Origin of the sequence: Massilia phyllosphaerae (assembly GCF_034659755.1) — a bacterium.
Taxonomy (GTDB): Bacteria; Pseudomonadota; Gammaproteobacteria; order Burkholderiales; family Burkholderiaceae_D; genus Telluria; species Telluria phyllosphaerae.
In genome coordinates this window covers 755,794-778,842 of the sequence record NZ_JAXSQX010000001.1, presented here as the reverse complement: position 1 = coordinate 778,842, position 23,049 = coordinate 755,794, and the positions used below count along the sequence as shown (strand labels likewise).

Annotated in this window: 23 protein-coding genes; 14 read left to right on the top strand and 9 right to left on the bottom strand. The window is 64.7% G+C overall.

What is annotated here, in order from left to right; translation table 11 throughout:
- Window positions 1-76: 76 nt before the first annotated feature.
- From U1H99_RS03395 to U1H99_RS03385, 3 genes are all read left to right on the top strand, one after another.
- Window positions 77-1,039, top strand: coding sequence for a lysophospholipid acyltransferase family protein (locus U1H99_RS03395; protein WP_323140356.1), 963 nt, complete (start codon window positions 77-79; stop codon window positions 1,037-1,039).
- Window positions 1,017-1,625 carry a hypothetical protein gene (locus U1H99_RS03390; RefSeq protein ID WP_323140355.1) on the top strand — a complete coding sequence of 203 codons (609 nt, stop codon included), beginning with the start codon at window positions 1,017-1,019 and terminating at the stop codon, window positions 1,623-1,625. The genes U1H99_RS03395 and U1H99_RS03390 overlap by 23 nt, the downstream gene beginning before the upstream one ends.
- Before the next feature lie 79 nt (window positions 1,626-1,704).
- The gene (locus U1H99_RS03385; protein ID WP_323140354.1) at window positions 1,705-2,379 is read left to right on the top strand and encodes a hypothetical protein; all 675 of its coding nucleotides are present in this window, start codon (window positions 1,705-1,707) and stop codon (window positions 2,377-2,379) included.
- 51 nt (window positions 2,380-2,430) lie between these two features.
- Here the strand turns inward: U1H99_RS03385 and lpdA are convergent, their stop codons facing one another.
- The 3 genes from lpdA to aceE all read right to left on the bottom strand — a co-directional run bounded on the left by lpdA (window position 2,431) and on the right by aceE (window position 8,819).
- Window positions 2,431-4,293, bottom strand: a complete 1,863-nt coding sequence (gene lpdA / locus U1H99_RS03380; protein ID WP_323140353.1) for a dihydrolipoyl dehydrogenase — start codon at window positions 4,291-4,293, stop codon at window positions 2,431-2,433.
- A 12-nt stretch (window positions 4,294-4,305) separates the two neighbouring features.
- Window positions 4,306-5,958, bottom strand: a complete 1,653-nt coding sequence (aceF, locus tag U1H99_RS03375; RefSeq protein WP_323140352.1) for a dihydrolipoyllysine-residue acetyltransferase — start codon at window positions 5,956-5,958, stop codon at window positions 4,306-4,308.
- Window positions 5,959-6,122: 164 nt separating this feature from the next.
- Window positions 6,123-8,819: a pyruvate dehydrogenase (acetyl-transferring), homodimeric type gene (gene aceE / locus U1H99_RS03370; RefSeq protein ID WP_323140351.1), complete on the bottom strand. Its 2,697-nt coding sequence runs from the start codon at window positions 8,817-8,819 to the stop codon at window positions 6,123-6,125.
- Window positions 8,820-9,080: 261 nt separating this feature from the next.
- On the opposite strand from aceE, the gene U1H99_RS03365 reads away from it, so the two are divergent.
- From U1H99_RS03365 to U1H99_RS03335, 7 genes are all read left to right on the top strand, one after another.
- Window positions 9,081-9,242, top strand: coding sequence for a hypothetical protein (locus U1H99_RS03365; protein ID WP_323140350.1), 162 nt, complete (start codon window positions 9,081-9,083; stop codon window positions 9,240-9,242).
- Window positions 9,227-10,135: a bifunctional methylenetetrahydrofolate dehydrogenase/methenyltetrahydrofolate cyclohydrolase FolD gene (gene folD, locus U1H99_RS03360; protein ID WP_323140349.1), complete on the top strand. Its 909-nt coding sequence runs from the start codon at window positions 9,227-9,229 to the stop codon at window positions 10,133-10,135. Before U1H99_RS03365 ends, folD begins: the two co-directional genes overlap by 16 nt.
- 28 nt (window positions 10,136-10,163) lie before the next feature.
- The gene (locus tag U1H99_RS03355) at window positions 10,164-12,248 is read left to right on the top strand and encodes a M3 family metallopeptidase (protein ID WP_323140348.1); all 2,085 of its coding nucleotides are present in this window, start codon (window positions 10,164-10,166) and stop codon (window positions 12,246-12,248) included.
- A 24-nt stretch (window positions 12,249-12,272) separates the two neighbouring features.
- Complete coding sequence (locus U1H99_RS03350; protein ID WP_323140347.1) at window positions 12,273-12,980, top strand: DUF4124 domain-containing protein; 708 nt, start codon at window positions 12,273-12,275, stop codon at window positions 12,978-12,980.
- Window positions 12,981-12,998: 18 nt separating this feature from the next.
- Window positions 12,999-13,424: a DNA polymerase III subunit chi gene (locus tag U1H99_RS03345; protein ID WP_141832269.1), complete on the top strand. Its 426-nt coding sequence runs from the start codon at window positions 12,999-13,001 to the stop codon at window positions 13,422-13,424.
- Window positions 13,421-13,858, top strand: coding sequence for a DUF2486 family protein (locus tag U1H99_RS03340; RefSeq protein WP_323140346.1), 438 nt, complete (start codon window positions 13,421-13,423; stop codon window positions 13,856-13,858). Before U1H99_RS03345 ends, U1H99_RS03340 begins: the two co-directional genes overlap by 4 nt.
- 269 nt (window positions 13,859-14,127) lie before the next feature.
- On the top strand, window positions 14,128-15,267 hold the full coding sequence (locus tag U1H99_RS03335) for a branched-chain amino acid ABC transporter substrate-binding protein (RefSeq protein ID WP_323140345.1): 1,140 nt from the start codon (window positions 14,128-14,130) through the stop codon (window positions 15,265-15,267).
- Window positions 15,268-15,336: 69 nt separating this feature from the next.
- On the opposite strand, the gene U1H99_RS03330 is transcribed toward U1H99_RS03335, so the two are convergent.
- The gene (locus U1H99_RS03330) at window positions 15,337-15,645 is read right to left on the bottom strand and encodes a c-type cytochrome (RefSeq protein ID WP_323140344.1); all 309 of its coding nucleotides are present in this window, start codon (window positions 15,643-15,645) and stop codon (window positions 15,337-15,339) included.
- A 182-nt stretch (window positions 15,646-15,827) separates the two neighbouring features.
- Here U1H99_RS03330 and U1H99_RS03325 point away from each other — a divergent pair, with 182 nt between their 5' ends.
- Window positions 15,828-16,052: a TIGR04438 family Trp-rich protein gene (locus tag U1H99_RS03325; protein WP_323140343.1), complete on the top strand. Its 225-nt coding sequence runs from the start codon at window positions 15,828-15,830 to the stop codon at window positions 16,050-16,052.
- 73 nt (window positions 16,053-16,125) lie between these two features.
- Here U1H99_RS03325 and ilvD read toward each other — a convergent pair whose 3' ends face one another.
- On the bottom strand, window positions 16,126-17,799 hold the full coding sequence (gene ilvD, locus U1H99_RS03320; protein ID WP_323140342.1) for a dihydroxy-acid dehydratase: 1,674 nt from the start codon (window positions 17,797-17,799) through the stop codon (window positions 16,126-16,128).
- 140 nt (window positions 17,800-17,939) lie between these two features.
- Here ilvD and U1H99_RS03315 point away from each other — a divergent pair, with 140 nt between their 5' ends.
- The 3 genes from U1H99_RS03315 to U1H99_RS03305 all read left to right on the top strand — a co-directional run bounded on the left by U1H99_RS03315 (window position 17,940) and on the right by U1H99_RS03305 (window position 19,958).
- A complete protein-coding gene (locus U1H99_RS03315; RefSeq protein WP_323140341.1) occupies window positions 17,940-18,833 on the top strand; it encodes a LysR family transcriptional regulator in 894 nt (297 codons plus the stop codon).
- A 1-nt stretch (window position 18,834) separates the two neighbouring features.
- Window positions 18,835-19,647, top strand: coding sequence for a prolipoprotein diacylglyceryl transferase (gene lgt / locus U1H99_RS03310; RefSeq protein WP_323140340.1), 813 nt, complete (start codon window positions 18,835-18,837; stop codon window positions 19,645-19,647).
- Window positions 19,648-19,796: 149 nt separating this feature from the next.
- Window positions 19,797-19,958 (top strand): hypothetical protein, encoded by a 162-nt coding sequence (locus U1H99_RS03305; protein WP_323140339.1) that lies wholly within the window; start codon window positions 19,797-19,799, stop codon window positions 19,956-19,958.
- Between the two features lie 16 nt (window positions 19,959-19,974).
- Here the strand turns inward: U1H99_RS03305 and pqqE are convergent, their stop codons facing one another.
- From pqqE to pqqB, 4 genes are read right to left on the bottom strand one after another with little or no spacing between them, the layout of a single operon-like run.
- Window positions 19,975-21,138 carry a pyrroloquinoline quinone biosynthesis protein PqqE gene (pqqE, locus tag U1H99_RS03300; protein WP_323140338.1) on the bottom strand — a complete coding sequence of 388 codons (1,164 nt, stop codon included), beginning with the start codon at window positions 21,136-21,138 and terminating at the stop codon, window positions 19,975-19,977.
- The gene (gene pqqD / locus U1H99_RS03295; RefSeq protein ID WP_323140337.1) at window positions 21,138-21,416 is read right to left on the bottom strand and encodes a pyrroloquinoline quinone biosynthesis peptide chaperone PqqD; all 279 of its coding nucleotides are present in this window, start codon (window positions 21,414-21,416) and stop codon (window positions 21,138-21,140) included. The genes pqqE and pqqD overlap by 1 nt, the downstream gene beginning before the upstream one ends.
- The gene (pqqC, locus tag U1H99_RS03290; RefSeq protein ID WP_323140336.1) at window positions 21,413-22,138 is read right to left on the bottom strand and encodes a pyrroloquinoline-quinone synthase PqqC; all 726 of its coding nucleotides are present in this window, start codon (window positions 22,136-22,138) and stop codon (window positions 21,413-21,415) included. The genes pqqD and pqqC overlap by 4 nt, the downstream gene beginning before the upstream one ends.
- On the bottom strand, window positions 22,135-23,049 hold the full coding sequence (gene pqqB, locus U1H99_RS03285) for a pyrroloquinoline quinone biosynthesis protein PqqB (protein ID WP_323140335.1): 915 nt from the start codon (window positions 23,047-23,049) through the stop codon (window positions 22,135-22,137). The genes pqqC and pqqB overlap by 4 nt, the downstream gene beginning before the upstream one ends.

Sequence of the window (23,049 nt, the reverse complement as noted above, 5' to 3'; positions counted from 1 at the left end):
CTGGTTTCTTGCGGGCGCCGCTGCGCGCCATTTCGAAAGCTTTGCACCGATATCCGTATAAAGGATTGGAATCGTCATGGCATCTGCTGCAGGCATATTCGACGAAGTTCCCTTGCAAAAACTCCGTCCGTCGGCCGTGTATCTGAATGCGCGCCGCTACGGCATGAACCGGGACCGGGCACTTGCCTGTGCCGATATCTGGAAAAACGTGTTCAATACGTGTTTCACGCAACGCGTTGCCGGGCAGTTCTACAAGGTCTCGTCGGTCAATCTGGTCGACTTTCCGGCCGAGCAGCCAACAGGGTGCTTGTTCGTGACGGCGCATTTTTCGGCCTATACCTTCGTTGCGATTGCGCTGGCACGGCACTATAAAAAGAACGTGCATATCGTGGTGGGCACGCCGCCAAAGGAATTCGAGGATTACCTCGTCAACAGCCTTGCCGAAGCCGGTGTCGACGCAACCATCATCCGCAGCGATTTTTCCCAATTGCGCAAGATCCGGCACGCGGTCGATGCGGGAGAATTGGTGGTTTCCCTGATCGACGTGCCCTGGCATCGCACGGTGATCGAGAACCGCCGGTATGACTATTTCAAACTCGGCGCCGGGGAAATCCAGGCCAGCCGCTCGATTTTCAAGATCGCGGAGCGCCTGGACCTGTTGCCGACCCTGGTCCTGTGCGTGCCCAACGAGGACGCCTTCGATATCGTCTTCCACGGCCATTCGTCGCAGCAGGCCAGTTTCGACATCCTGGCGGATTTGATCGAACGCCACCCCGGGCATTTCGAACGATTCTGCGAAATGCACATGTACTACCGGGGCGGCCATCCATGCAATGACCTGACCACGTTTCTGATCGGTACGCACCGCTATGTGGCTGTCGCCACGCGGCAGCGCTACTGGAAACTGGGCGCCGCCGCCACCCGGCACATCGAGGAACAACTCGGTCTGGACGACAACCGAGATGCGGCCTCGGCCACGATCAAACACCTGGTGCGGCAACTGACGGGCGCGGATTATGACGAAGTCATCTATTTTTAATACGCGTGCATTTTCGGGCGATAAGAACGGCGGCATTGTCTTATTGCCGCGCCGGATCGTGCGCCTGCTCGCTGCACCCATGGCCTTGCTGTGCGGACCGGTCACGCTGGGCGCAGCCCTGATCCTGGAAACCGTTTGGCTGGTCGCCAATCTGCCGGCGCACGCGGGGTTTTTCCACGATTATGCTGAACTCGACGCCATTGCCAAGGCTGCGGTATTGGTGCTTGTGTTCGTATCCATCCTGTTCCACGAGCTATGCCATGCAGCGGTTGGCATCGAGCGCGGCGGTGGTATCGGCGAGGTGAGACTCGGGACCATGGCTTGCATGCCCTATTGTTTCACCACGATTCCAGGCTTTTCCACGATGACGAGGGCCGACCGGCTGGCTGTCTTGTGCGGCGGCATCGTCGGCCAGATGGCCCTCGCGATGATTGCACTGGCGCTGACACCGCAAGGTCACTGCTTGTATCTCGCAGCTGAAACCGCCATGCTGGTTGCGCTGTGCAATATGTTGCCGATACCTGGCCTGGATGGGCACGGCATCTTGCGCGAACTTCGCGGCCGCGCACCCATCAGCGCCGAATGATTTGCGCCGCTGATTTCCCCACTGTTTTCTCCATGTCCCAGGCTTTATTTACAGCGATTTCCACATTGCCCAACCAATCATGCGCATTCCATTTCCTCCTGTGTTTTTTGCGCTGACCTTGTCGGTGCTCTCCCTGCATGCGGCACCGGCGCCGACGGTCGATCCGCTCTGGCAAAAGGCCAGGCAGGCGCTCGCTGCATCGAAGACCCTGGTCGCCGACGAGGTCGGCACCGACATGGAAATGATGGACGGTGACGGCAAAAGCATGGGCGTCATGCATATCGTCGAAAAGATTTCAGATTGGAAGGACGCCGAGCCGGTACGGACCATCGTGAGTAACGACAATCCGCAGCACGCCGCCGTGGCCCGGACCCGCTTCAGGATTGCGGTGCCGGACCATCCCGAGGCAGCCTTGCGCGATGGCGCCGGTCCCCGGCGTATTGGGTCCGCGCTGTGCGATGGCAAGCCGTGTGCGATTTTTCTTGTCGACGGCAACAGTGGCGCGAAGATTTTCAGCAGCAAGGTATGGATCGATGAGGCTAGCGGACTACCTGTGCGGGTGGTTCATGACTTTTCAGGCATTCCAATGACAAAATCCTTGCGCGAGTCGATCACCTTCGGACGCAGCGGCAATGGTGCGTGGCTGCCGCAATCGACGGTTGTCGATGCGACGGTCCACATGTTGTTTCAAGAGCTGCGGATCGTCAGCAAATACACATTCCGGTCATGGATCCCGCGACCGGCGCCGGCATAAAAAAACCGGGACACAAGGTCCCGGTTTTCGTTTTAACCTACTGACGACCGATCAACGCTTGCGCGGCGGCGGCAGGTCCGTGCAGCTGCCTTCGTAGACTTCGGCGGCCATGCCGATCGACTCGCCCAGCGTCGGGTGCGGGTGGATGGTCTTGCCAATGTCGACGCCGTCGGCGCCCATCTCGATGGCCAGCGCCACTTCGCCGATCATGTCGCCGGCATTGGTGCCGACGATGGTGCCGCCGACGATGCGGTGGGTTTCGGCGTCGAACAGCAGCTTGGTGAAGCCTTCGGCGCGGCCGTTGGCGACGGCGCGGCCCGAGGCGGCCCACGGGAAGTGGCCCTTCTCGACCTTGATGCCTTTTGCCTTGGCTTCGTCCTCGGTCAGGCCGGCCCATGCCACTTCCGGATCGGTGTAGGCCACCGACGGGATCACTTTCGCATCGAAGAAGGCCTTCTCGCCATGGGCGGCTTCGGCGGCGACGTGGGCTTCATGCACGGCCTTGTGGGCCAGCATCGGCTGGCCGACCAGGTCGCCGATGGCGAAGATGTGCGGCACGTTGGTGCGCATCTGGCCGTCCACGCCGATGAAGCCGCGGTCGGTCACTGCCACGCCGGCGGCCTCGGCACCGATCTTCTTGCCGTTCGGGCTGCGGCCGACGGCCACCAGCACCAGGTCGTAGGTCTGCGCTTCCGGTGCGGCCTTGCCTTCCTCGGCCGACTCGAAACTAACCTTGATCCCTTCCGGCAGCGCTTCCACGCCGACGGTCTTGGTCTTCAACATGATGTTGTCGAAGCGGTGCGCGTTGTACTTCTGCCAGACCTTGACGGCCTCGCGGTCGGCGCCCTGCATTAGGCCGTCCATCATCTCGACCACGTCGATGCGCGCACCCAGGGTCGAGTACACGGTCGCCATTTCCAGGCCGATGATGCCGCCGCCGATGACCAGCATGCGCTTCGGTACCTGGCGCAGTTCGAGTGCGCCGGTCGAGTCGACGATGCGCGGGTCTTCCGGCACGAAAGGCAATTTGACGACCGAGGAACCGGCCGCGATGATCGCCTTCTGGAACCGGACGACCTTCTTGCCGCCATCGGCTGCGGTGACTTCGATGTGGTTCGGGCTCAGGAATTTGCCCACGCCCTGCACCACGTTGACCTTGCGGCCCTTGGCCATGCCGGCCAGGCCGCCGGTCATGGTCTTGATCACGCCGTCTTTATAGGCGCGCAGCTTGTCGATGTCGACGTCGGGCTTGGCGAAGCTGACGCCGAGGTCGGCCATGTGCGCGGTCTCGTCCATGATGTGCGCCACGTGCAGCAGCGCCTTGGACGGGATGCAGCCCACGTTCAGGCAGACGCCGCCCAGGGTTGCGTACTTCTCGACCAGCACGGTGTTCATGCCCAGGTCGGCCGAGCGGAATGCGGCCGAGTAGCCGCCCGGACCCGCGCCCAGGACCATCATTTCGCATTCGACGTCGACCTGGCCGCTGTAGCTCGACGCAGTCGGTGCCGGCACCGAGTTCGGTGCGGCGGCGTCGGCTTTATGGGCCGGCGCGTACGAATCGGTCGGGCCGGCGGCGGCGGTCGGTGCCACGGCCTGGGCGCCGATCTGGGCGGCCGGCTTGTCCGAGGCTGCAGCAGGTGCAGCTGCCGGAGCAGGTGCAGACGAGGCAGCGCCGGCTTCTTCCGAAATGGTCAGCAGCAGCGAACCTTCGTTCACCTTGTCGCCGACCTTGACCTTCAGTTCCTGCACGACGCCGGCGTGCGTGGACGGAATCTCCATGCTCGCCTTGTCGGATTCGACGGTGACCAGCGACTGGTCGACCTTGATGGTGTCGCCCGGCTTGACCATCAGCTCGATGATTTCGACGTCCTTGAAATCGCCGATGTTCGGTACTTTGACTTCAACGGTGCTCATAGTGTCGGCTCCTTACAGCAGCGTCTTGCGCAGGTCGGCCAGCACGTCGGCCAGGTAGGCCGCGAAGCGGGCAGCGCCGGCGCCGTCGATCACGCGGTGGTCGTAGGACAGCGACAGCGGCAGGGTCAGGCGCGGCTGGAAGCTCGAGCCGTCCCACACCGGCTTCATCGCCGACTTGGACAGGCCCAGGATGGCCACTTCCGGTGCGTTGATGATCGGGGTGAACGCGGTACCGCCGATGCCGCCCAGCGACGAGATGGTGAAGGTCGCGCCCTGCATGTTCGACGGCGACAGCTTGCCATCGCGTGCCTGTGCCGACAGTTCGCCCATTTCGGTGGCGATCTGCGAGATCGACTTCTTGTCGGCGTCCTTGATGACCGGGACCACCAGGCCGTTCGGGGTATCGGCCGCGAAGCCGATGTTGTAGTACTGCTTCAGGATCAGCGCGCCATTCGGCTCGTCCAGCGACGAGTTGAACGCCGGGAACTTCTTCAGCGCGGCAACCGACGCCTTGATCACGAAGGCCAGCATGGTCAGCTTGGTCGGCGACTTGGCTTTGGCGTAGGCGGCATTCGACTCGACGCGGAAGGCTTCCAGGTCGGTGACGTCGGCATCTTCGAAATGCGTGACGTGCGGGATCATGACCCAGTTGCGATGCAGGTTCTGGCCGCTGATCTTCTTGATGCGGGCCAGCGGCTGTGATTCGGTCGGGCCGAACTTGCTGAAGTCGAGCGACGGCCACGGCAGCAGGTTGATGCCGCCGACGCCGGCGCCCGCAGCGGCCGGGGCCGGTGCGGCGGCCGGGGCTGCGCTCATCACGCCCTTCACGAAGCCCTGCACGTCCTGCTGGGTGATGCGGCCCTTCGGACCGGAACCCTTGACCTTGCCGAGGTCCACGCCCAGTTCGCGGGCGAATTTACGCACCGACGGCGAGGCGTGGGCGTTGGCGAAGCTCGGGGCCGGCGCGGCGGCCGGCGCTGCAGCCGGTGCAGCGGCCGGCGCTGCAGCCGGTGCGGCGGCGGGCGCCGGTGCGGCTGCGGACGGTGCGGCAGCAGGCGAGGCTGCAGCAGGCGCCGGCGAGGCGGCGCCACCGGCCGCTTCGACCAGCAGCACCAGCGAACCTTCGGCGACCTTGTCGCCGACCTTGACCTTGATTTCCTTGACGGTACCGGCGTGGCTGGACGGGATCTCCATGCTGGCCTTGTCCGATTCGACCGTGATCAGTGACTGGTCGACCTTGATCTGGTCGCCCGGCTTCACCATCAATTCGATGACTTCGACTTCCTTGAAGTCGCCGATGTCCGGTACGGTGACTTCGACGATGCCACCCGACGCCGCCGGTGCGGCGGCAGCAGCGGGAGCAGCAGGTGCGGCGGCAGCGGGAGCAGCAGCGGCAGGCGCCGCGGCAGGCGCGGCTTCGGCGCCGGCGGCTTCTTCGACCAGCAGCACCAGCGAACCTTCGGCGACCTTATCGCCGACCTTGACCTTGATTTCCTTGACGACGCCGGCGTGGCTGGACGGGATCTCCATGCTCGCCTTGTCCGATTCCACCGTCACCAGCGACTGGTCGACCTTGATGGTGTCGCCCGGCTTGACCATCAGCTCGATGACTTCCACTTCCTTGAAGTCGCCGATGTCGGGGACTTTGACTTCCACAATGCTCATAATGTGTTAGCTCCGTATTTTTATCGTTAGCTTAACGTCGCCCCTGCGAAGGCAGGGGCCCAAGTGTCATGGTTCGCCACGAACTTGGACCCCTGCCTGCGCAGGGGCGACGGATCGGTGCGCACACGCTTTCGATTGCGTTCGACGTGCGCGCTTCCTAAGCATTACTGGGTCACAGGATTCGGCTTGTTCGGATCGATACCGTACTTGGCGATCGCGTCCGCAACCACCGATGCCGCGATCTTGCCTTCTTCGGCCAGCGACTTCAGCGCGGCGACCGTGATGTAGTAACGGTTCACCTCGAAGAACTCGCGCAGCTTGGCGCGGGAGTCCGAGCGGCCGAAGCCGTCGGTGCCCAGCACCTTGTAGGTGCGGCCGTTCGGGATGTAGGCGCGGATCTGCTCGGCGAACATGCGCATGTAGTCGGTGGTCGCGACGATCGGGCCGGTCGTGTCCTTCAGCAGCTGGGTCACGTACGGCAGGCGCGCTTCCTCGGCCGGGTGCACCAGGTTCCAGCGGTCGGCGTCCTGGCCGTCACGGGCCAGCAGCGTCAGCGACGGGCAGGACCAGACGTCGGCGGCAACGCCCCAGTCGTTCTGGAGCAGCTCGGCGGCGTACTCGGACTCGCGCAGGATGGTGCCCGAGCCCATCAGCTGGACGCGGTTGGCGGCGCCGGCCTGGCCTTCGCGCAGCAGGTACATGCCCTTCAGGATGCCCTCTTCCTGGCCTTCCTTCAGGCCCGGCTGCGGGTAGTTCTCGTTCATGATGGTGATGTAATAGAACACATCTTCCTGCTTCTCCACCATGCGCTTCAGGCCGTCCTGGATGATGACGGCGACTTCGTGGCCGTAGGTCGGGTCGTAAGGGATGCAGTTCGGGACCGTGGCCGCGATGATGTGGCTGTGGCCGTCCTCGTGCTGCAGGCCTTCGCCGTTCAGCGTGGTGCGGCCTGCGGTGCCGCCCATCAGGAAGCCGCGCGCACGGATGTCGCCGGCCAGCCAGACCAGGTCGCCGACGCGCTGCATGCCGAACATCGAGTAGAAGGTGTAGAACGGGATCATCACGCGGTTGTTGCTCGAGTACGAGGTCGCCGCGGCGATCCACGAGCTCATGCCGCCCGCTTCGTTGATGCCCTCCTGCAGGATCTGGCCCGCCTTGTCTTCGCGGTAGTACATCACCTGGTCCTTGTCGACCGGTTCGTACAGCTGGCCCTGCTGGTTGAAGATACCGATCTGGCGGAACAGGCCTTCCATGCCGAAGGTACGCGATTCGTCGACCAGGATCGGCACGATGCGCTGGCCCAGGCTCTGGTCCTTCAGCAGCGCGGTGATGGTGCGCACGTAGGCTTGCGTGGTCGAGATCTCGCGGCCGGCGGCGGTCGGATCAAGGACGGCCTTGAAGGTCGACAGCGGCGGCACCACCAGCTGCTCGTCGGCCTGCTGGCGGCGCGACGGCAGGTAGCCGCCGAGGGCCGCGCGGCGCTCGTGCAGGTACTTCATTTCAGGCGCGTCGTCGGACGGCTTGAAGAACGGGATGTCGGCCAGTTTGTCGTCCGGGATCGGGATGGCGAAGCGGTCGCGCATTTCGCGGATTGCCTCATCATCTAACTTCTTCGTCTGGTGCGCGGTGTTGCGCGCCTCGCCCGACTTGCCCATGCCGAAGCCCTTGACGGTCTTCACCAGCAGCACGGTCGGCGAACCCTTGTTCTCCTGCGCGTTCTTGAACGCGGCATAGATCTTGTGCGGGTCGTGGCCGCCGCGGGTCAGGCGCCAAATGTCGTCGTCGCTCATGTTGGCGACCATCTTCAGCAGCTCCGGATCCTTGCCGAAGAAGTGCTTGCGCACGTAGGCGCCGTCCTTGGCCTTGTAGTTCTGGTATTCGCCGTCGACGGTTTCCATCATCACGCGCTGCAGGATGCCATCCTTGTCCTTGGCCAGCAGGGCGTCCCAGCCCGGACCCCAGACGACCTTGACGACGTTCCAGCCGGCGCCGCGGAAGTCGGCTTCCAGTTCCTGGATGATCTTGCCGTTGCCACGCACCGGACCGTCCAGGCGCTGCAGGTTGCAGTTGACGACCATGACCAGGTTGTCGAGGCGTTCGCGGGCGGCCATGCCGATCGCGCCCATCGATTCCGGCTCGTCCATCTCGCCGTCGCCGCAGAAGACCCAGACCTTACGCTCGGCCGTATCGGCGATGCCGCGGGCGTGCAGGTACTTCAGGAAGCGTGCCTGGTAGATCGCCATCAGTGGGCCCAGGCCCATCGACACGGTCGGGAACTGCCAGAAGTCCGGCATCAGTTTCGGGTGCGGGTAGGACGACAGGCCCTTGCCGTCGACTTCGCGGCGGAAGTTCAGCAGCTGCTCTTCGGAGATGCGGCCTTCCAGGAAGGCGCGCGCGTAGATGCCGGGCGACGAGTGGCCCTGGATGTACAGCAGGTCGCCGCCATGGTTTTCCGACGGGGCTTTCCAGAAGTGGTTGAAGCCGATGCCCAGCATGTTGGCCAGCGAAGCGAAGGACGAGATGTGGCCGCCCAGGTCGCCGTCGGCGCGGTTGGCCTTGACCACCATCGCCATCGCGTTCCAGCGCATCCACGAGCGCAGGCGCTCTTCGTATTCGAGGTTGCCCGGGCAGTGCTCTTCGAGGTGCGCCGGGATGGTGTTGACGTAGGCGGTGTTGCTGGAGAACGGGACATGGGCACCGCGGCGGCGGGCCAGGTCGACCAGGCGCTCCAGCAGGTAGTGGGCGCGATCGGTGCCTTCGAATTCGATGACGGCTTCGAGCGCGTCGAGCCATTCCTTGGTCTCGAGCGTATCCGGGTCGTTGGCGGCTTGGGCCGTCAACTGGTCGAGTTGAGCTGACATTACTACGTCTCCTTGAGTTGGTGCCCCACCCGACCTTGGTCAAATATGTGGACGTTTGGTGGCAGAAAAGACTTCCCTAATTCGAGCGTCTAACAAAACCTCCATGGCTGCGTTGCACCGTCTCGCCGTACCAACGTACTGTCTTCGACGATGCGCCTTGCCCTGAAGGTTTTGTTAGACGCTCTAAAGCCTGACGATTTTACCAGTGGATCAGCCGTTTTTCAAAATACGATATTCAATTTCATAATATGGAATTTCCCTATGAAAGCCGCATGGGATCTTGGTTCCAGCGGCTTTTCCGGTATCTGCAAGCGCATCTATAAATATGACAACGAACGTCGAGAGACGGCGCGCGATACCTGCGGCACGTATAATTTCGTTTTTGTCCAGACAGTGAGTTTCCAGCCATGCCCGCCCAACTGATCGACGGAGTCCAACTTTCCAAACAACTGCGTGCCGACATCGCCGCGCGCGCCGCCACCCTCACCCAGGCCGGCCACCAGCCGGGCCTGGCCGTGATCATCGTCGGCGACGACCCGGCCAGCCACGTCTACGTGCGCAACAAGGTCAAGGCCTGCGGCGAAGTCGGCTTCCATTCGGTGCTGGAAAAGTACGAGGCCGATTTTTCGGAACAGGCGCTGCTGGACCGCATCGCCGCGCTGAACGAAGACCCGGCAATCCACGGCATCCTGGTACAGATGCCGCTGCCGAAGCACATCGACTCGTCGAAAGTGATCGAGGCGATCGCCACAGCCAAGGACGTCGACGGCTACTCGGTGCTGTCGGCCGGCGAACTGGTCGCCAACCTGCCCGGCTTCCGCCCGTGCACGCCTTATGGCTGCATGAAGCTGATCGAATCGACCGGCTACGATTTGCGCGGCAAGCACGCGGTCGTCATCGGGCGCTCGAACACGGTCGGCAAGCCGATGGCCTTGCTGCTCTTGCAAGCCAACGCAACCGTCACCATCTGCCATAGCGCAACGCCGGACCTGGGCTACCACACCCGCCAGGCCGACGTCATCGTGGCCGCCGTCGGCCGCCGCAACACCGTGACCGCCGACATGGTCAAGCCGGGCGCGATCGTGATCGACGTCGGCATGAACCGCGACGATGCGGGCAAGCTGTGCGGCGACGTCGATTTCGCCGGCGTCAGCGAAGTGGCCTCGCACGTGACACCGGTGCCGGGTGGCGTCGGCCCGATGACGATTACCATGCTGTTGATGAATACCGTCGAATCCGCGGAACGCGTGCTCGGCAAGAAGCAGGAACGCCTTGGACAGGCAGCCGGCATGATCCCGGCGCCCGGTGTTGCATAACCCACCGCATGACTATGGAAGGAAGACCATGAGTATCGACACCAGCAATCCCCTTCTCGATTTTTCGGGACTGCCACGTTTCGACAAGATCCGTCCCGAGCACGTCACGCCCGCGATCGATCAATTGATCGCCCATGCGCGCGAGGTGGTGACGCAGCTGGAAGCGCCCTTTGACACCGTCACCTGGGACAATTTTGTCGTGCCGCTCGAGGAAGCGACCGAGCAATTCGGCCGCGCCTGGGGCGTGGTGAACCACCTGAACCACGTGATGGACACGCCGGAACTGCGCGCGGTCTACAACGAAAACCAGCCGAAGGTCACCGAGTTCTTCACCGAACTGGGCCAGAACGAAGCGCTGTTCGCCAAATACAAGGCGCTGCACGCCAGCCCGGAATTCGTCACCCTGAGCCCGGCACGCAAGCGCATCGTCGACAACGCGCTGCGCGATTTCCGCCTGGGCGGCGCCGAGCTGCCGGAAAAGCAGAAGGAGCGCTTTGCCGAGATCCAGGAGCAGCAGGCGGCACTGTCGACCCGCTTCTCGGAAAACGTGCTGGACGCCACCAACGATTTCAAGCTGCTGGTCGCCGATGAAGCCGACCTGGCCGGCCTGCCCGACGACGTCAAGAGCGCCGCCCGTGCCGCGGCCGAGCGCGACGGCAAGAGCGGCTGGCAATTCAGCCTGCATTTCCCATCCTATTTCCCGATCCTGCAATTCGCCGACAAGCGCGAACTGCGCGAACAGATCTACCGCGCCAACGCCACCAAGGCGTCCGAAATGGGCGTGGTGTTCTCGGAAGTCGAGAAGTGGGACAACACGGGCAACATCGCCCAGCTCTTGAGGCTGCGCGACGAGGAAGCCAAGCTGCTCGATTTCACCAGCTTCGCCCACGTGTCGCTGGAACCGAAGATGGCCGAGAGCCCGGAACACGTGATCGAGTTCCTGGAAGACCTGGCGCGCCGCGCGCGTCCGTATGCCGAGAAAGACTTGGAAGAGCTGCGCACGTTTGCAAAAGACGAGCTGGGCATCGCCGACATGCAGGCCTGGGACGTGGCCTACGCCTCGGAAAAGCTGCGCGAAAAGCGCTATGCCTTCTCGGCCCAGGAAGTCAAACAGTACTTCCCCGAGCACAAGGTCATCGACGGGCTGTTCGGCGTGATTTCGCGCCTCTTCAACGTGACGATCGCCCCGGACCAGGCGCCTGTGTGGCATCCGGACGTGCGCTTCTTCCGCATCGAAAAGAACGGCGCGCTGATCGGCCAGTTCTACCTCGACCTGTACGCGCGCCAGGGCAAGGGCCAGGGTGCGTGGATGGATGACGCCCGTGGCCGCAGGCTGACCACCGGCGGCATCGTGCAGACGCCGATCGCCTACCTCACCTGCAACTTCACCCCGCCGGCGGAGGTCGAAGGCAAGCTGCAGCCATCGCTGTTCACGCACGACGAAGTGACCACGCTGTTCCACGAGTTCGGCCACGGCCTGCATCACATGCTGACCGAAGTCGATGAATTGTCGGTTTCCGGCATCTCGGGCGTGGAGTGGGACGCGGTCGAGCTGCCGTCCCAGTTCATGGAAAACTTCTGCTGGGAGTGGGACGTACTGCAAGGCATGACCGCTCACATCAAGACCGGCGAGCCGCTGCCGCGCGCGCTGTACGACAAGATGCTGGCCGCGAAAAACTTCCAGTCCGGCATGCAGACGCTGCGCCAGGTCGAGTTCTCGCTGATCGACATGCACCTGCACTACGACTTCGACCCCAACAGCCAGCAGACCGTGCAGGCACTGGTGGACGACGTGCGCAGCAAGTTCTCGGTCATGGTGCCGCCCTCGTTCAACCGCTTCCAGCACTCGTTCGGCCATATCTTTGCCGGCGGTTACGCGGCGGGGTACTATAGCTACAAGTGGGCGGAAGTGCTGTCGGCGGACGCGTATGCGGCCTTCGAAGAGGCGGTCGAGGCCGGCGGCGGCGAGCTGCTGGACCAGACCGGCAAGCGCTTCCACCAGGAGATCCTGTCGGTGGGCGGCTCGCGTCCTGCGCTCGAATCGTTCAAGGCCTTCCGCGGCCGCGAACCGAACATCGACGCGCTGCTGCGCCACAGCGGGATGCAGGCTTGACGCCATGACGCTGCGGAGGCTTCGATGAAGCGAACACACGATGGGCATCCCGGACACCGGCGGCTGGCAGCCGCCCTGCTCGGACTGGTCCTGCTGGTGATCGCCGAAGCCGCCGCCGCGCAAGTCTACAAATGGAAAGACGAGCACGGCGTGACCCACTACGGCGACACGCCGCCGCCGCGCGTCAAATCCGATATCCTCAAAACAGACAGGCCGGCGCCCGCGCGGGCACCGGTATTTCCCTACGAACTGGCGCGCGCCGTGCAGGCCGCGCCGGTCGTGCTCTACACCACCGCACGCTGCGACGGCTGCGACCAGGGCCGCGCCCTGCTGCGCGCACGCGGCATTCCGTTTTCCGAACGCACCGTCAACACCGGTGAAGACCAGCAGCAGCTGGAACGCGCCAACGGCGGCAGGAGCGAGCTGCCGCTACTGCTGGTCGGCAGCCGCAAGGTCGCCGGTTTCCAGGCCGCGGCCTGGCAGGATGCCTTGAGCGCGGCCGCCTACCCGCGACAGAAGATGCTGCCGCCGTCCTACCAGTTCGCGGCGCCGGTGCCGGCGGCGGGTGCCGGCTCGGGCGTCGCTACCCCTGCCACCACCACGAGCGCCTTGCCGACCCCGCCCGTGCGCGGGCAGATCAAGATGCCGCCGGACGAGGCCGCGGCCCAGGCGGCCGACCAGCAGCCGCGCAGCCGGCAGTCTTCCGCGGCCGGCACGCCGCCCACGCAATAAGTTCACACCGAGCCCCGTATGACCCGGATCGATTTCCATACCAATATCCCCGATAAGCTCAGCTATGCATGCCGGCTGGCGCGCAAGGCCTATGCCGCGCGCGGCAAGCTGGTACTGCTGGCCGACGGCCCGGCCCAGGCCGCCGAGCTGAACGACGCCCTGTGGACCCTGTCCGGCACTGATTTCATCCCGCACGTGATGGCGGGCGACCCGCTGGCGCCGGAAACGCCGGTAATCGTCACCTTCGACGAAGCTGCCGAGCTGCCGCACCGCGACATGCTGGTCAACCTGACGCGCCGCACCCCGGCCGGCTTCGAGCGCTTCGAGCGCGTGTTCGAGATCATCTCGACCGACGAGGAAGACGCCGCGGCCGGCCGGGCACGCTACGTCGCCTATAAACGGCAGTCGTATCCACTGACCCACTTCGTGGCGGGCAAGCCATGACCCCGACGCCTGCCTACGACGAGAGCATTCCCGTGCTGACCGAGGTGGTGGCCGAGGCGGCGCCGCCTGCCGAAGTACCCCCTGCGAAAGCGCCGCCCGTGGATGTAGCGCCTGTGGGTGTAGCGCCTGCGGCCGACACCGTGGAAGCGGTGGCGCCCGCGGCGCCGGCCGCGGCACCGACCGCCGAAGACCACGAAAACAACGCCTGGCAGGCCCTCGAGGAGCGCCTGGTCGCGCGCGTGCTCGACCGCCTGCAGGACCGCGTCGAACTGACGCTCGAAGACCAGATCCGCACCAGCCTGGCGCCCGTACTCGACCATGTGGCCACCCGCCTGGCCGCCGAGCTGCGCGACGGCCTGCAGCACACCGTCGAACAGGTCGTGTCGCGCGCCGTGTCCCAGGAACTCGCGCACCTGAAATCGCGCACGCCCTGATCCCTTCCCGCCTCATCCGGGGGCGTGGCCGCACTGCACAGGTGCGGCCTTCATCAAGCTTTGCGAAGCCGGCAATTTGCTGTACCTTTGCCATGCGCAAATACCTTGCACTGCGGCCTTGAAAACTTGAGAGCGTCTAACAAAGCCTTCAGGGCAAGAGACGCGGCTTGCCGACGCATCGTCGAAGACAGTACGCTAGTACGGCGAGACGATGCAACGCAGCCATGGAGGTTTTGTTAGGCGCTCGGTTAATTCCCTTGGAGAAGAACATGCAGGTCATCACCAGAGTCATCCCGTTTGCCATCGCCCTGGCCTTTGCCGGCTCGGCCGGCGCCCAGCAGGTCGTCAAGCTCGGCCACGTGGCGCCGATCTCCGGCCCCAGCGCCCACCTCGGCAAGGACATGGAAAACGCCGCGCGCATGGCGGTCGACGAACTGAATGCCAAGGGTGTCGCCATCAACGGCCAGAAAGTCACCATCCAGCTGGTGTCGGAAGACGACGGCGCCGATCCGAAACAGGGCACCGCAGTGGCGCAGAAGCTGGTCGACGCCCACGTCAACGGCATCATCGGCCACCTGAACTCGGGCACCTCGATACCGGCTTCGAAGATCTACCACGACGCCGGCATCGTGCAGATTTCGCCGGCGACCACCGCGCCGCAATACACGGCGCAGCGCTTCCCCGGCGCCTTCCGCGTGGTGGCGAGCGACGTCAAGCTCGGCGCCACGATGGGCAAGTATGCGGTCGACACCCTGAAGGCGAAGAACATCGCCATCATCGACGACCGCACCACCTACGGCCAGGGCGTGGCCGACCAGTTCGCCAAAGGCGTGAAGGGCGGCGCGGGCGTGCGCATCGTCGGGCGCGAATTCACCAGCGCGACCGCGACCGACTACACCGCCATCCTGACCTCGATCAAGGCCAAGAAGCCAGACCTGATCTTCTTTGGCGGCATGGATTCGGTGGCCGGCCCGATGCTGAAGCAGATCAAGGCGCTCGGCATCCCGACAACCTTCATGGGCGGCGACGGCATGTGCACCGATGCGCTGGGCCGCCTGGCCGGCGCCGGCCTCGGCGAAGGCAAGGTGTTCTGTGCCGAAGCGGGCGGCGTCAAGGGGCCACAGGAAAAGGTGATGGAAGACTTCCGCGCGCGCTACAAGAAGAAGTTCAACATGGACGTGCAGTTGTACGCGCCCTACGTCTACGATGCGGTGATGGTGATGGCGACGGCGATGCAGAACGCCAAATCGGCGGACCCGGCCAAGTACTTGCCCGAGCTGAAGAAAATCAAGTACGAAGGCGTGACCGGCACCATCCAGTTCGATGACAAGGGCGACATCAAGGATGGGGCGCTGACCTTGTTCACCTACAAGGGTGGCAAGCGGACCAGGCTGGACGTGGTGCGCTAAGACGAGCTTTTACGGCATAATAAAAAACGCCACTGCATGCAGTGGCGTTTTTTATTATGCATTACACGATCATTTCTGCGCCAGCACCCATTTCACCAGCGTGCGGGCTTCGGCCTCGCTCACCTGCGGATTGGCCGGCATCGGCACCGGGCCCCAGACGCCCGAACCGCCCTTCAGGACCTTCTGCACCAGCTTGTCTTCGGCGCCCTTCTGGCCGGCATATTTGGCGGCGACGTCCTTGTACGCGGGACCGACCAGCTTGTTGCCGACAGCGTGGCACGACATGCAATTCTTGGCCTTGGCCAGATCGGCTTGCGCAAAGGCGCTCGTCGAAGCCAGCGCCGACACCGCCACCAACATCATCAGGGACCGTTTCATTCTCTTTTCTCCTCCAATAGAAAAAGCTCTACAGCTCAGATGCCCGATTCTAGCGTGTTTCACTCACCAGAGTGGCATCGACATATTCCGTAACGGCTGAAACACATTTTCGTTGACGAACAGGCAGGATTTCGTTGCCGACAGGCATTACTGTTGTAGGATGCCGGTTGAAAGGAATTGCCATGCCATTGATCCTGTTGATCCTCGTCCTCGTTGTCCTGCGTTTCTTCGAAGTCTGGAAATTTGCCGCGCTGTCGTGGTGGTGGATCATCGGCCTGATGGTCGCCGGCTTCGTCTGGTTCGAGTTCATCGAAAAGATGCTCGGTCTCGATAAAAAGAAAGCCCACGCGGAAGACGAAAAGCGCCGCCAGGCGCGCGTCAAGCAAAGCTTCGACAAGCGCCGCTAACCCCCATTCGGGGTCAGAGCAGAATTATGTTAGTCCCCCGCATTCTGCTCTGACCCCGAATTGAGGCGTCCCGTCAGTCGGTGACCGCGCCCTTGCTTGCCGGCCGTGCGAGTGCCGCAAACTTGGCCAGCACGCCGCGGGTGTAGCGCGGTGCCGGCGGGGTCCAGGCGGCGCGGCGGCGGGCGATCTCTTCGTCCGCGACGTTCAGCTGGATCAGCAGCTGGTGCGCATCGATCGTGATCGAATCGCCCTCCTCCACCAGCGCGATGGTGCCGCCCTCGAAGGCTTCCGGCGTCACGTGCCCCACCACCATGCCCCAGGTGCCGCCGGAAAAGCGGCCGTCGGTGATCAGGCCGACCGATTCGCCCAGGCCCTTGCCGATCAGCGCCGCCGTCGGCGCCAGCATTTCGGGCATGCCGGGGCCGCCGCGCGGTCCCAGGTAGCGCAGCACCAGCACGTCGCCGGCGTTGATGCGGTTGGCCAGGATGGTGTCCATGGCGCTGGCTTCGTCGTCGAACACGCGCGCCGGACCGGTGATCACCGGGTTCTTCAGGCCGCTGATCTTGGCCACGCAGCCTTCCGGCGACAGGTTGCCCTTCAGGATCGCCAGGTGCCCTTCCGCGTACAGCGCGCGGTCGAGCGGCCGGATCACGTCCTGCCCGGCCGGCGGGTTCGAGGGCACACCGGCCAGTTCCTCGGCCAGCGTACGCCCGGTGATGGTCATGCAGCCGCCATGCAGCAGGCCGGCGTCCAGCAGCAGCTTCATGACCTGGGGAATGCCGCCGGCGCGGTGCAGGTCGGTGGCCACGTACTCGCCCGAGGGCTTCAGATTGCAGATCACCGGCACGCGCCGGCGCACGCGCTCGAAATCGTCGATCGTCCATTCCACCTCCGCTGCGTGGGCAATGGCGAGGTAGTGCAGCACCGCGTTGGTGGAGCCGCCGGTGGCCATGATCAGCGCCACCGCGTTCTCGATGGATTCGCGGGTGATGATGTCGCGCGGCTTGAGGTCGCGCTTCACCGCCTCCACCAGCACGCGCGCCGATGCGGCGGCGGAATCGGTCTTTTCGTCGTCCGGATTGGCCATCGTCGACGAATACAGCAGCGACATCCCGAGCGCCTCGAACGACGAAGACATCGTGTTCGCCGTGTACATGCCGCCGCAGGAACCGGACGACGGGCAGGCGTTCTTTTCGATGCCGTCGAAATCTTCCCGGCTCATGCGCCCCGCCGTGAATTCCCCAACCGCCTCGAAGGCCGACACGATGGTCAGGTCCTTCCCTTTCCAGTGCCCGGGCCGGATGGTGCCGCCGTACACATAGATGCCCGGCACGTTGGTGCGCGCCAGCGCAATCATCCCGCCCGGCATGTTCTTGTCGCAGCCGCCGATCACGACCACGCCATCCATCCACTGGCCGTTGACGCAGGTCTCGATGCTGTCGGCGATCACTTCGCGCGAGATCAGCGAGAACTTCATGCCCTCGGTGCCCATCGACATGCCGTCCGAGATGGTCGGGGTGCCGAACACCTGCGGATTGGCGCCGGCCTCCTTGACCGCCGCCACCGCGGCGTCGGCCAGCTTCTGCAGGCCAGCATTGCAAGGCGTGATGGTGGAGTGGGCATTGGCGACGCCGATCATCGGCTTGTCGAAATCGGCTTCGCGGTAACCCATCGCGTAGTACATCGAGCGGTTCGGGCTGCGGGCGACGCCTTCGGTGACGTGGCGGGAACGGCGGTTGTAGGGCATGGCGGTCTCCTCGATATCCGTACACGAAAAGCATGCACCGCACACAGCGTCAGGTCAAATGGGTTATAGATCTGTGTGATATTCTCGGCGAATCACAGCATTGAAAACGCCTATAAATACATATCGCCGAATGTCAGACCATGCATCTTGAACTGCGCCAGTTGCGCTATTTCGTCACCGTCGCCGAAGAGCTGCACTTCGGCCGCGCCGCCGTGCGCCTGCACATGACGCAGCCGCCGTTGTCGCAGGCCATCGCCGCGCTGGAGGACCAGCTCGGCGCGCCGCTGTTCCTGCGCAACCGCCGCGCCGTGGCCCTGACGCCGGCCGGCGCCGCCCTGCTGCCCGAAGCGAAACGGCTGCTGGCGGAAGCGGAGTCGCTGCCGGAGCTGGTGCGGCGCGCCGCCGCCGGCGAAGCGGGCCGGCTGGCAATCGCCTTCATCACCTCGGCGGACTACAGCGTGCTGCCGCCCTTCCTGCGCCGCTACAGCGAGCGCTATCCGGACGTGCACCTGAGCCTGCACGAAGCGACTTCCGACGTGCAGGTCGAGGAACTGCTGCGCGGACGCATCGACGCCGGCTTCCTGATCCCGCCGCTGCCCGACCGGGCGCTGGCGCAACTCGACTACCTGAAGGTGCTGGACGAGCCGCTGATCCTGTGCGCGCCCGCCGGCCTGGCGCTGCCGCCGGATGGCGCCCCGGTGCGGCTGCAGGACGTGCCGCACATGCCGCTGATCATTTTCCCGCGCGAAGTCTCGCCGGCCCTGCACGACGCCATCCTGTCCTGCTGGCGCGCGGCCGGCATCACGCCCGCCGTCGGCCAGCAGGCGATCCAGATGCAGACCATCGTCAGCCTGGTCTCCGCGGGCATGGGCTTGGCACTTGTGCCACAATCCGTCGCCAACCTGATGCGGCCGGGCGTAGAATACCGTGCCCTCGCCGACCCGACGCCGCGCGTCGACACCGGCATCGCCTGGCGCCGCGACAATCCGTCGCCGGTACTGCAGGGCTTTCTGGAATTACTGAGGACTATCTAATATGCTCGTACACCCGCAACCGAACCCGATCGCCTTCAGCATCGGCCCCGTCGACATCCACTGGTACGGGATCATGTATGTGCTCGCCTTTGCCCTGTTCGTGATCCTGGGCCGGGTGCGCATCAAGACCCAGCCCCACATTGCCGCGCAAGGGTGGAAGAACGAGGACTTGGACGACATGCTGTTCTACGGCATGCTGGGCGTGGTGATCGGCGGGCGCCTGGGCGAAGTGCTGTTCTACCGGCCCGATTACTTTTTCGCGCATCCGGCCGAGATCTTCATGACCTGGCATGGCGGCATGTCCTACCACGGCGGCTTCATCGGTGTGCTGATCGCAATGGCCTTGTGGGCCAAAAAGCGCGGCCGCAACCTGCTCGACGTGTATGACTTCATCGCGCCGATGGTGCCGATCGGCTATGCCTGCGGCCGCCTGGGCAATTTCATCAACGCCGAACTGCCGGGCCGCGCCGCCGACGCCTCCCTGCCCTGGGCCATGCAATGGCCGGGCGTGCCGGGCCTGGTGCACCCGTCGCCGCTGTACCAGATGCTGGTCGACGGCATCCTGTGCTTCATCATCGTGTGGCTGTTCGCGCGCAAGCCGCGGCCGCGCCTGGCGGTCGGCGCGCTGTACACCCTGCTGTACGGCTGCGCCCGCTTCTTCACCGAATGGTTCCGCGTGCCGGACTGGGAAACCCACGTGTTCGGCCTGCCGATCACGTCGGGCCAGGTGTTGTCGCTGCCGATGATCGTCGCCGGCATCGTCATGCTGGGCTGGGCTTACTCGAACGGTAACAAACGCACCGTGCATGCCTGAGCTGCGTTAGCCGCCGCACGCAAACAACAAAGGGAAGCCGCGCGCTTCCCTTTTCCGTTAACTAGAGCACCGTTCTGAACACGCCACGCCATTATCTTTTTGATATGGCAAAGCAGATCTCACCCAAAAAAATGTACGCGATGCAGCGCATGGCGACCGCCCTGCGGCGCGCCGCGGCCGCACGGCCTTTCGGCCCGGCGACCGACCGCGCGCTGCGCTGGGCCGCGGCCTGGGGCATGGCGGCCGGCATCCGGGTACAGGGCAGCCACTTGCGGCTGCGGCGCGACACCCTGATGGGCGTCAGCGCATGACCAGCTCACCCCAGGCTCACTCGGCCTGTCCGGTTCTCAGGCTGCGCGAATTGGCATCGGTACGGAACAGGATCGGTTGCACCTTGCCGGCATGGACGGCCGGCGCGGCGCCGGCGCGCGCGGCAAAGGCGATCACCTGGTCGACCTCGTGCCGCCGCGGCGACTTGGCGCAGACCGGGTCGGTGGCAGCGGCGTCGCCCGCCAGCATGAAGGCCTGGCAGCGGCATCCGCCCAGGTCGCGCCCCTTTTCGTCGCAGCTGCGGCAGGGTTCCTGCATCCAGTCGTTGCCGCGGTAGGCGTTGAAAGCGCGGCTGTCGCGCCAGATCGCGGACAGCGGCATGTCGCGCACGTTCGGCAGGTCGAGCCCGGGCAGGTCGCGCGCGTTATGGCAGGGCAGCGCCACCCCGTCCGGCGCCACCCCGAGGAAGACCTGGCCCCAGCCGTTCATGCAGGCCTTGGGCCGGTTCTCGAAATAATCGGGCACCACGAACAGCAGCTTGCAGCGCTCGCCGATGCGCTCGCGGTACTCGGCCACCACGCGCTCGGCTTCGCGCACCTGTTCCAGCGTCGGCATCAACTGGTCGCGGTTCTTCATGGCCCAGCCGTAGTACTGGGTGTTGGCCAGCTCCAGGTATTCGGCGCCCAGTTCCAGCGCCATCTCGATGATCTTGCCGACGTGCGGCAGGTTGTAGCGGTGCAGCACGCAGTTCATCACCATCGGGTAATCGTACTGCTTGATCAGCTTCGCGACCTTCAGCTTGAGTTCGAAGGTCTTGGTGCTGCTCAGGAAATCGTTGAGCTCGCGCGTCGAATCCTGGAACGACAGCTGGATGTGATCGAGGCCGGCCTGCTTGAGCGCGGCGATGCGCGTTTCCGTCAGGCCGACGCCGGAGGTGATCAGGTTGCTGTAGAAGCCGAGGCGGCGCGCTTCCGCGACCAGTTCCTCGAGATCGTCGCGCGTCAACGGCTCGCCGCCCGACAACCCCAGCTGCACGGCGCCGAGCGCGCGCGCCTGGCGCAGCACGTCGACCCATTCGCCGGTGCTCAGCTCGTTGCGCACGCCTTCGTAATGCAGCGGGTTGTAGCAGAACGCGCAGTGCAAGGGACAACGGTAGGTCAGTTCGGCCAGCAGCCAGAACGGCGGCGGCGGCGCTGCCGGGGATGTCGTGGCAAGCTGCATCACACGATCCACTGCTGCTGGCTGGCATAGGCCAGGAAATGCTCGATGTCGCCGCGCAGGCCCTGGGTCTGGAACTTCGCTTCCAGCACCGCCACGATCTCGTCGACACTGCGCACGCCGTCGCAGCAGGCCAGGATCTCGCCGGCGCTGGCGTTCAGCTTGACCATGCCTTCCGGGTACAGCAGGACGTGGCTGTCCTGGGCCGGTTCCCACTGCAGGCGGAAGCGGCGGTTGATCGACGGGGTGGCCGGGATGGCCGGCGTTGGTGCGGTACTCATTCGGGATAGGCCTTTTCGATGGCATCCAGCATGGCCCACAGGATGTCCAGCTTGAATTTCAGGATGGCGAGTGCGCGCTCCTGCTGTTCGCGCGTCTTGAAATAATCGAGCGTGACCGACAGGCCGTGCTCGACGTCGCGCTGGGCCAGCGGGATGCGGGTACGGAAATAGGTCAGTCCGTCCGCCTCGACCCACGGGTAGTGCGCGGGCCAGCCGGCCAGCCGGTCCTTGTGGATCTGCGGCGCGAACATCTCGGTCAGCGACGAGCACACCGCTTCCTGCCACGGCGAACGGCGCGCGAAGTCGACATAGGCGTCGCAGGCGAAGCGCACCGCCGGCACCACGTGCCGCAGCGACCACAGCTCGGCGCGCGGGATGCCGGCGGCCTCGCCCAGCCGGGTCCAGGCTTCCATGCCGCCCTCTGCATCGCCCTGGTAGTCGCCATAGCCGTCGTGGTCGAGGATGCGCGCGATCCACAGCCGGCGCGTCTCGCGGTCGTCGCAGTTCGACAGGATCGCCGCGTCCTTCTTGGGGATGATGAACTGGTAGTAGAAGCGGTTGGCGATCCAGCCGCGGATCTGCGCCGGCGAGCACAGGCCCGCGTTCATGCGCACGTTGAACGGATGGTGGATGTGGTAGCCCTTGCCCATCGCGCGCAGCTGCGCTTCGAATTCGGCGCGCGACCACGGCTGCTGGACGTCGCTGCGGGTGATGTCGTTCATAGTTCGATGTCCATGCCGTCCAGGGCGACTTCGATGCCGTGCGCGGCCAGCACGGCGCGCTGCGGCGCGTCCTCGCGCAGGATCGGATTGCTGTTGTTGATGTGGATGAGGATCTTGCGGCTTGCGGGCATGCGGTCGAGCAGCTCGATCATGCCACCCGGGCCGGATTGCGCCAGGTGGCCCATCATGCGCGCGGTCTTTTTCGACAGGCCCATGGTGAGCATCTCGTCGTCGCTCCAGCAGGTGCCGTCCACCAGCAGCACGTCGGCGCCGCGCATGGCCTCTTCCACGGCCGGCGTGATCTCGCCCAGGCCGGGTGCATAGAACAGGCGCTTGCCGCTGGCGCCGTTGCGGATCGTCAGGCCGATGTTGTCGCCCGGGTGCGGGTCGTCGCGGTGCGGCGAATACGGCGGCGCCTTGCTCAGCAGCGGCACCGGCAGGATGGTGGTGGCGGCCAGCGGCGGAATCGCCAGCGCGGCGCCGTCGAGGGCGAGCGGGCGCGCATCGACGCCGCAGTAGTGCCCGAGCACGCGCGTGATCGGCAGCGCCTGCGCCAGGTCGGCCAGCACCTGTTCGGTGGCGTACAGCGGCAGCGGGCTGCCGCGCTCGCGCAGCATCAGCAGGCCGGTGACGTGGTCGATCTGGGCATCCATCAGCAGGACCGCGGCGATGCCGCTGTCGCGGATCGCGCGTGCCGGCTGCAGGGCCGGATTGGCGCGGATCTGGGCCAGGATGTCGGGCGAGGCGTTGATAAGGAGCCAGTCGGTGTCGTTTTCACTAACGGCGATCGAGGATTGGGTGCGCGGGACGGCGTCGATGGTGCCCTTGCGCACGCCATCGCAGTTGACGCAGTTGCAGTTCCATTGCGGGAAACCGCCGCCGGCCGCCGAACCGAGGATACGGATTTTCAA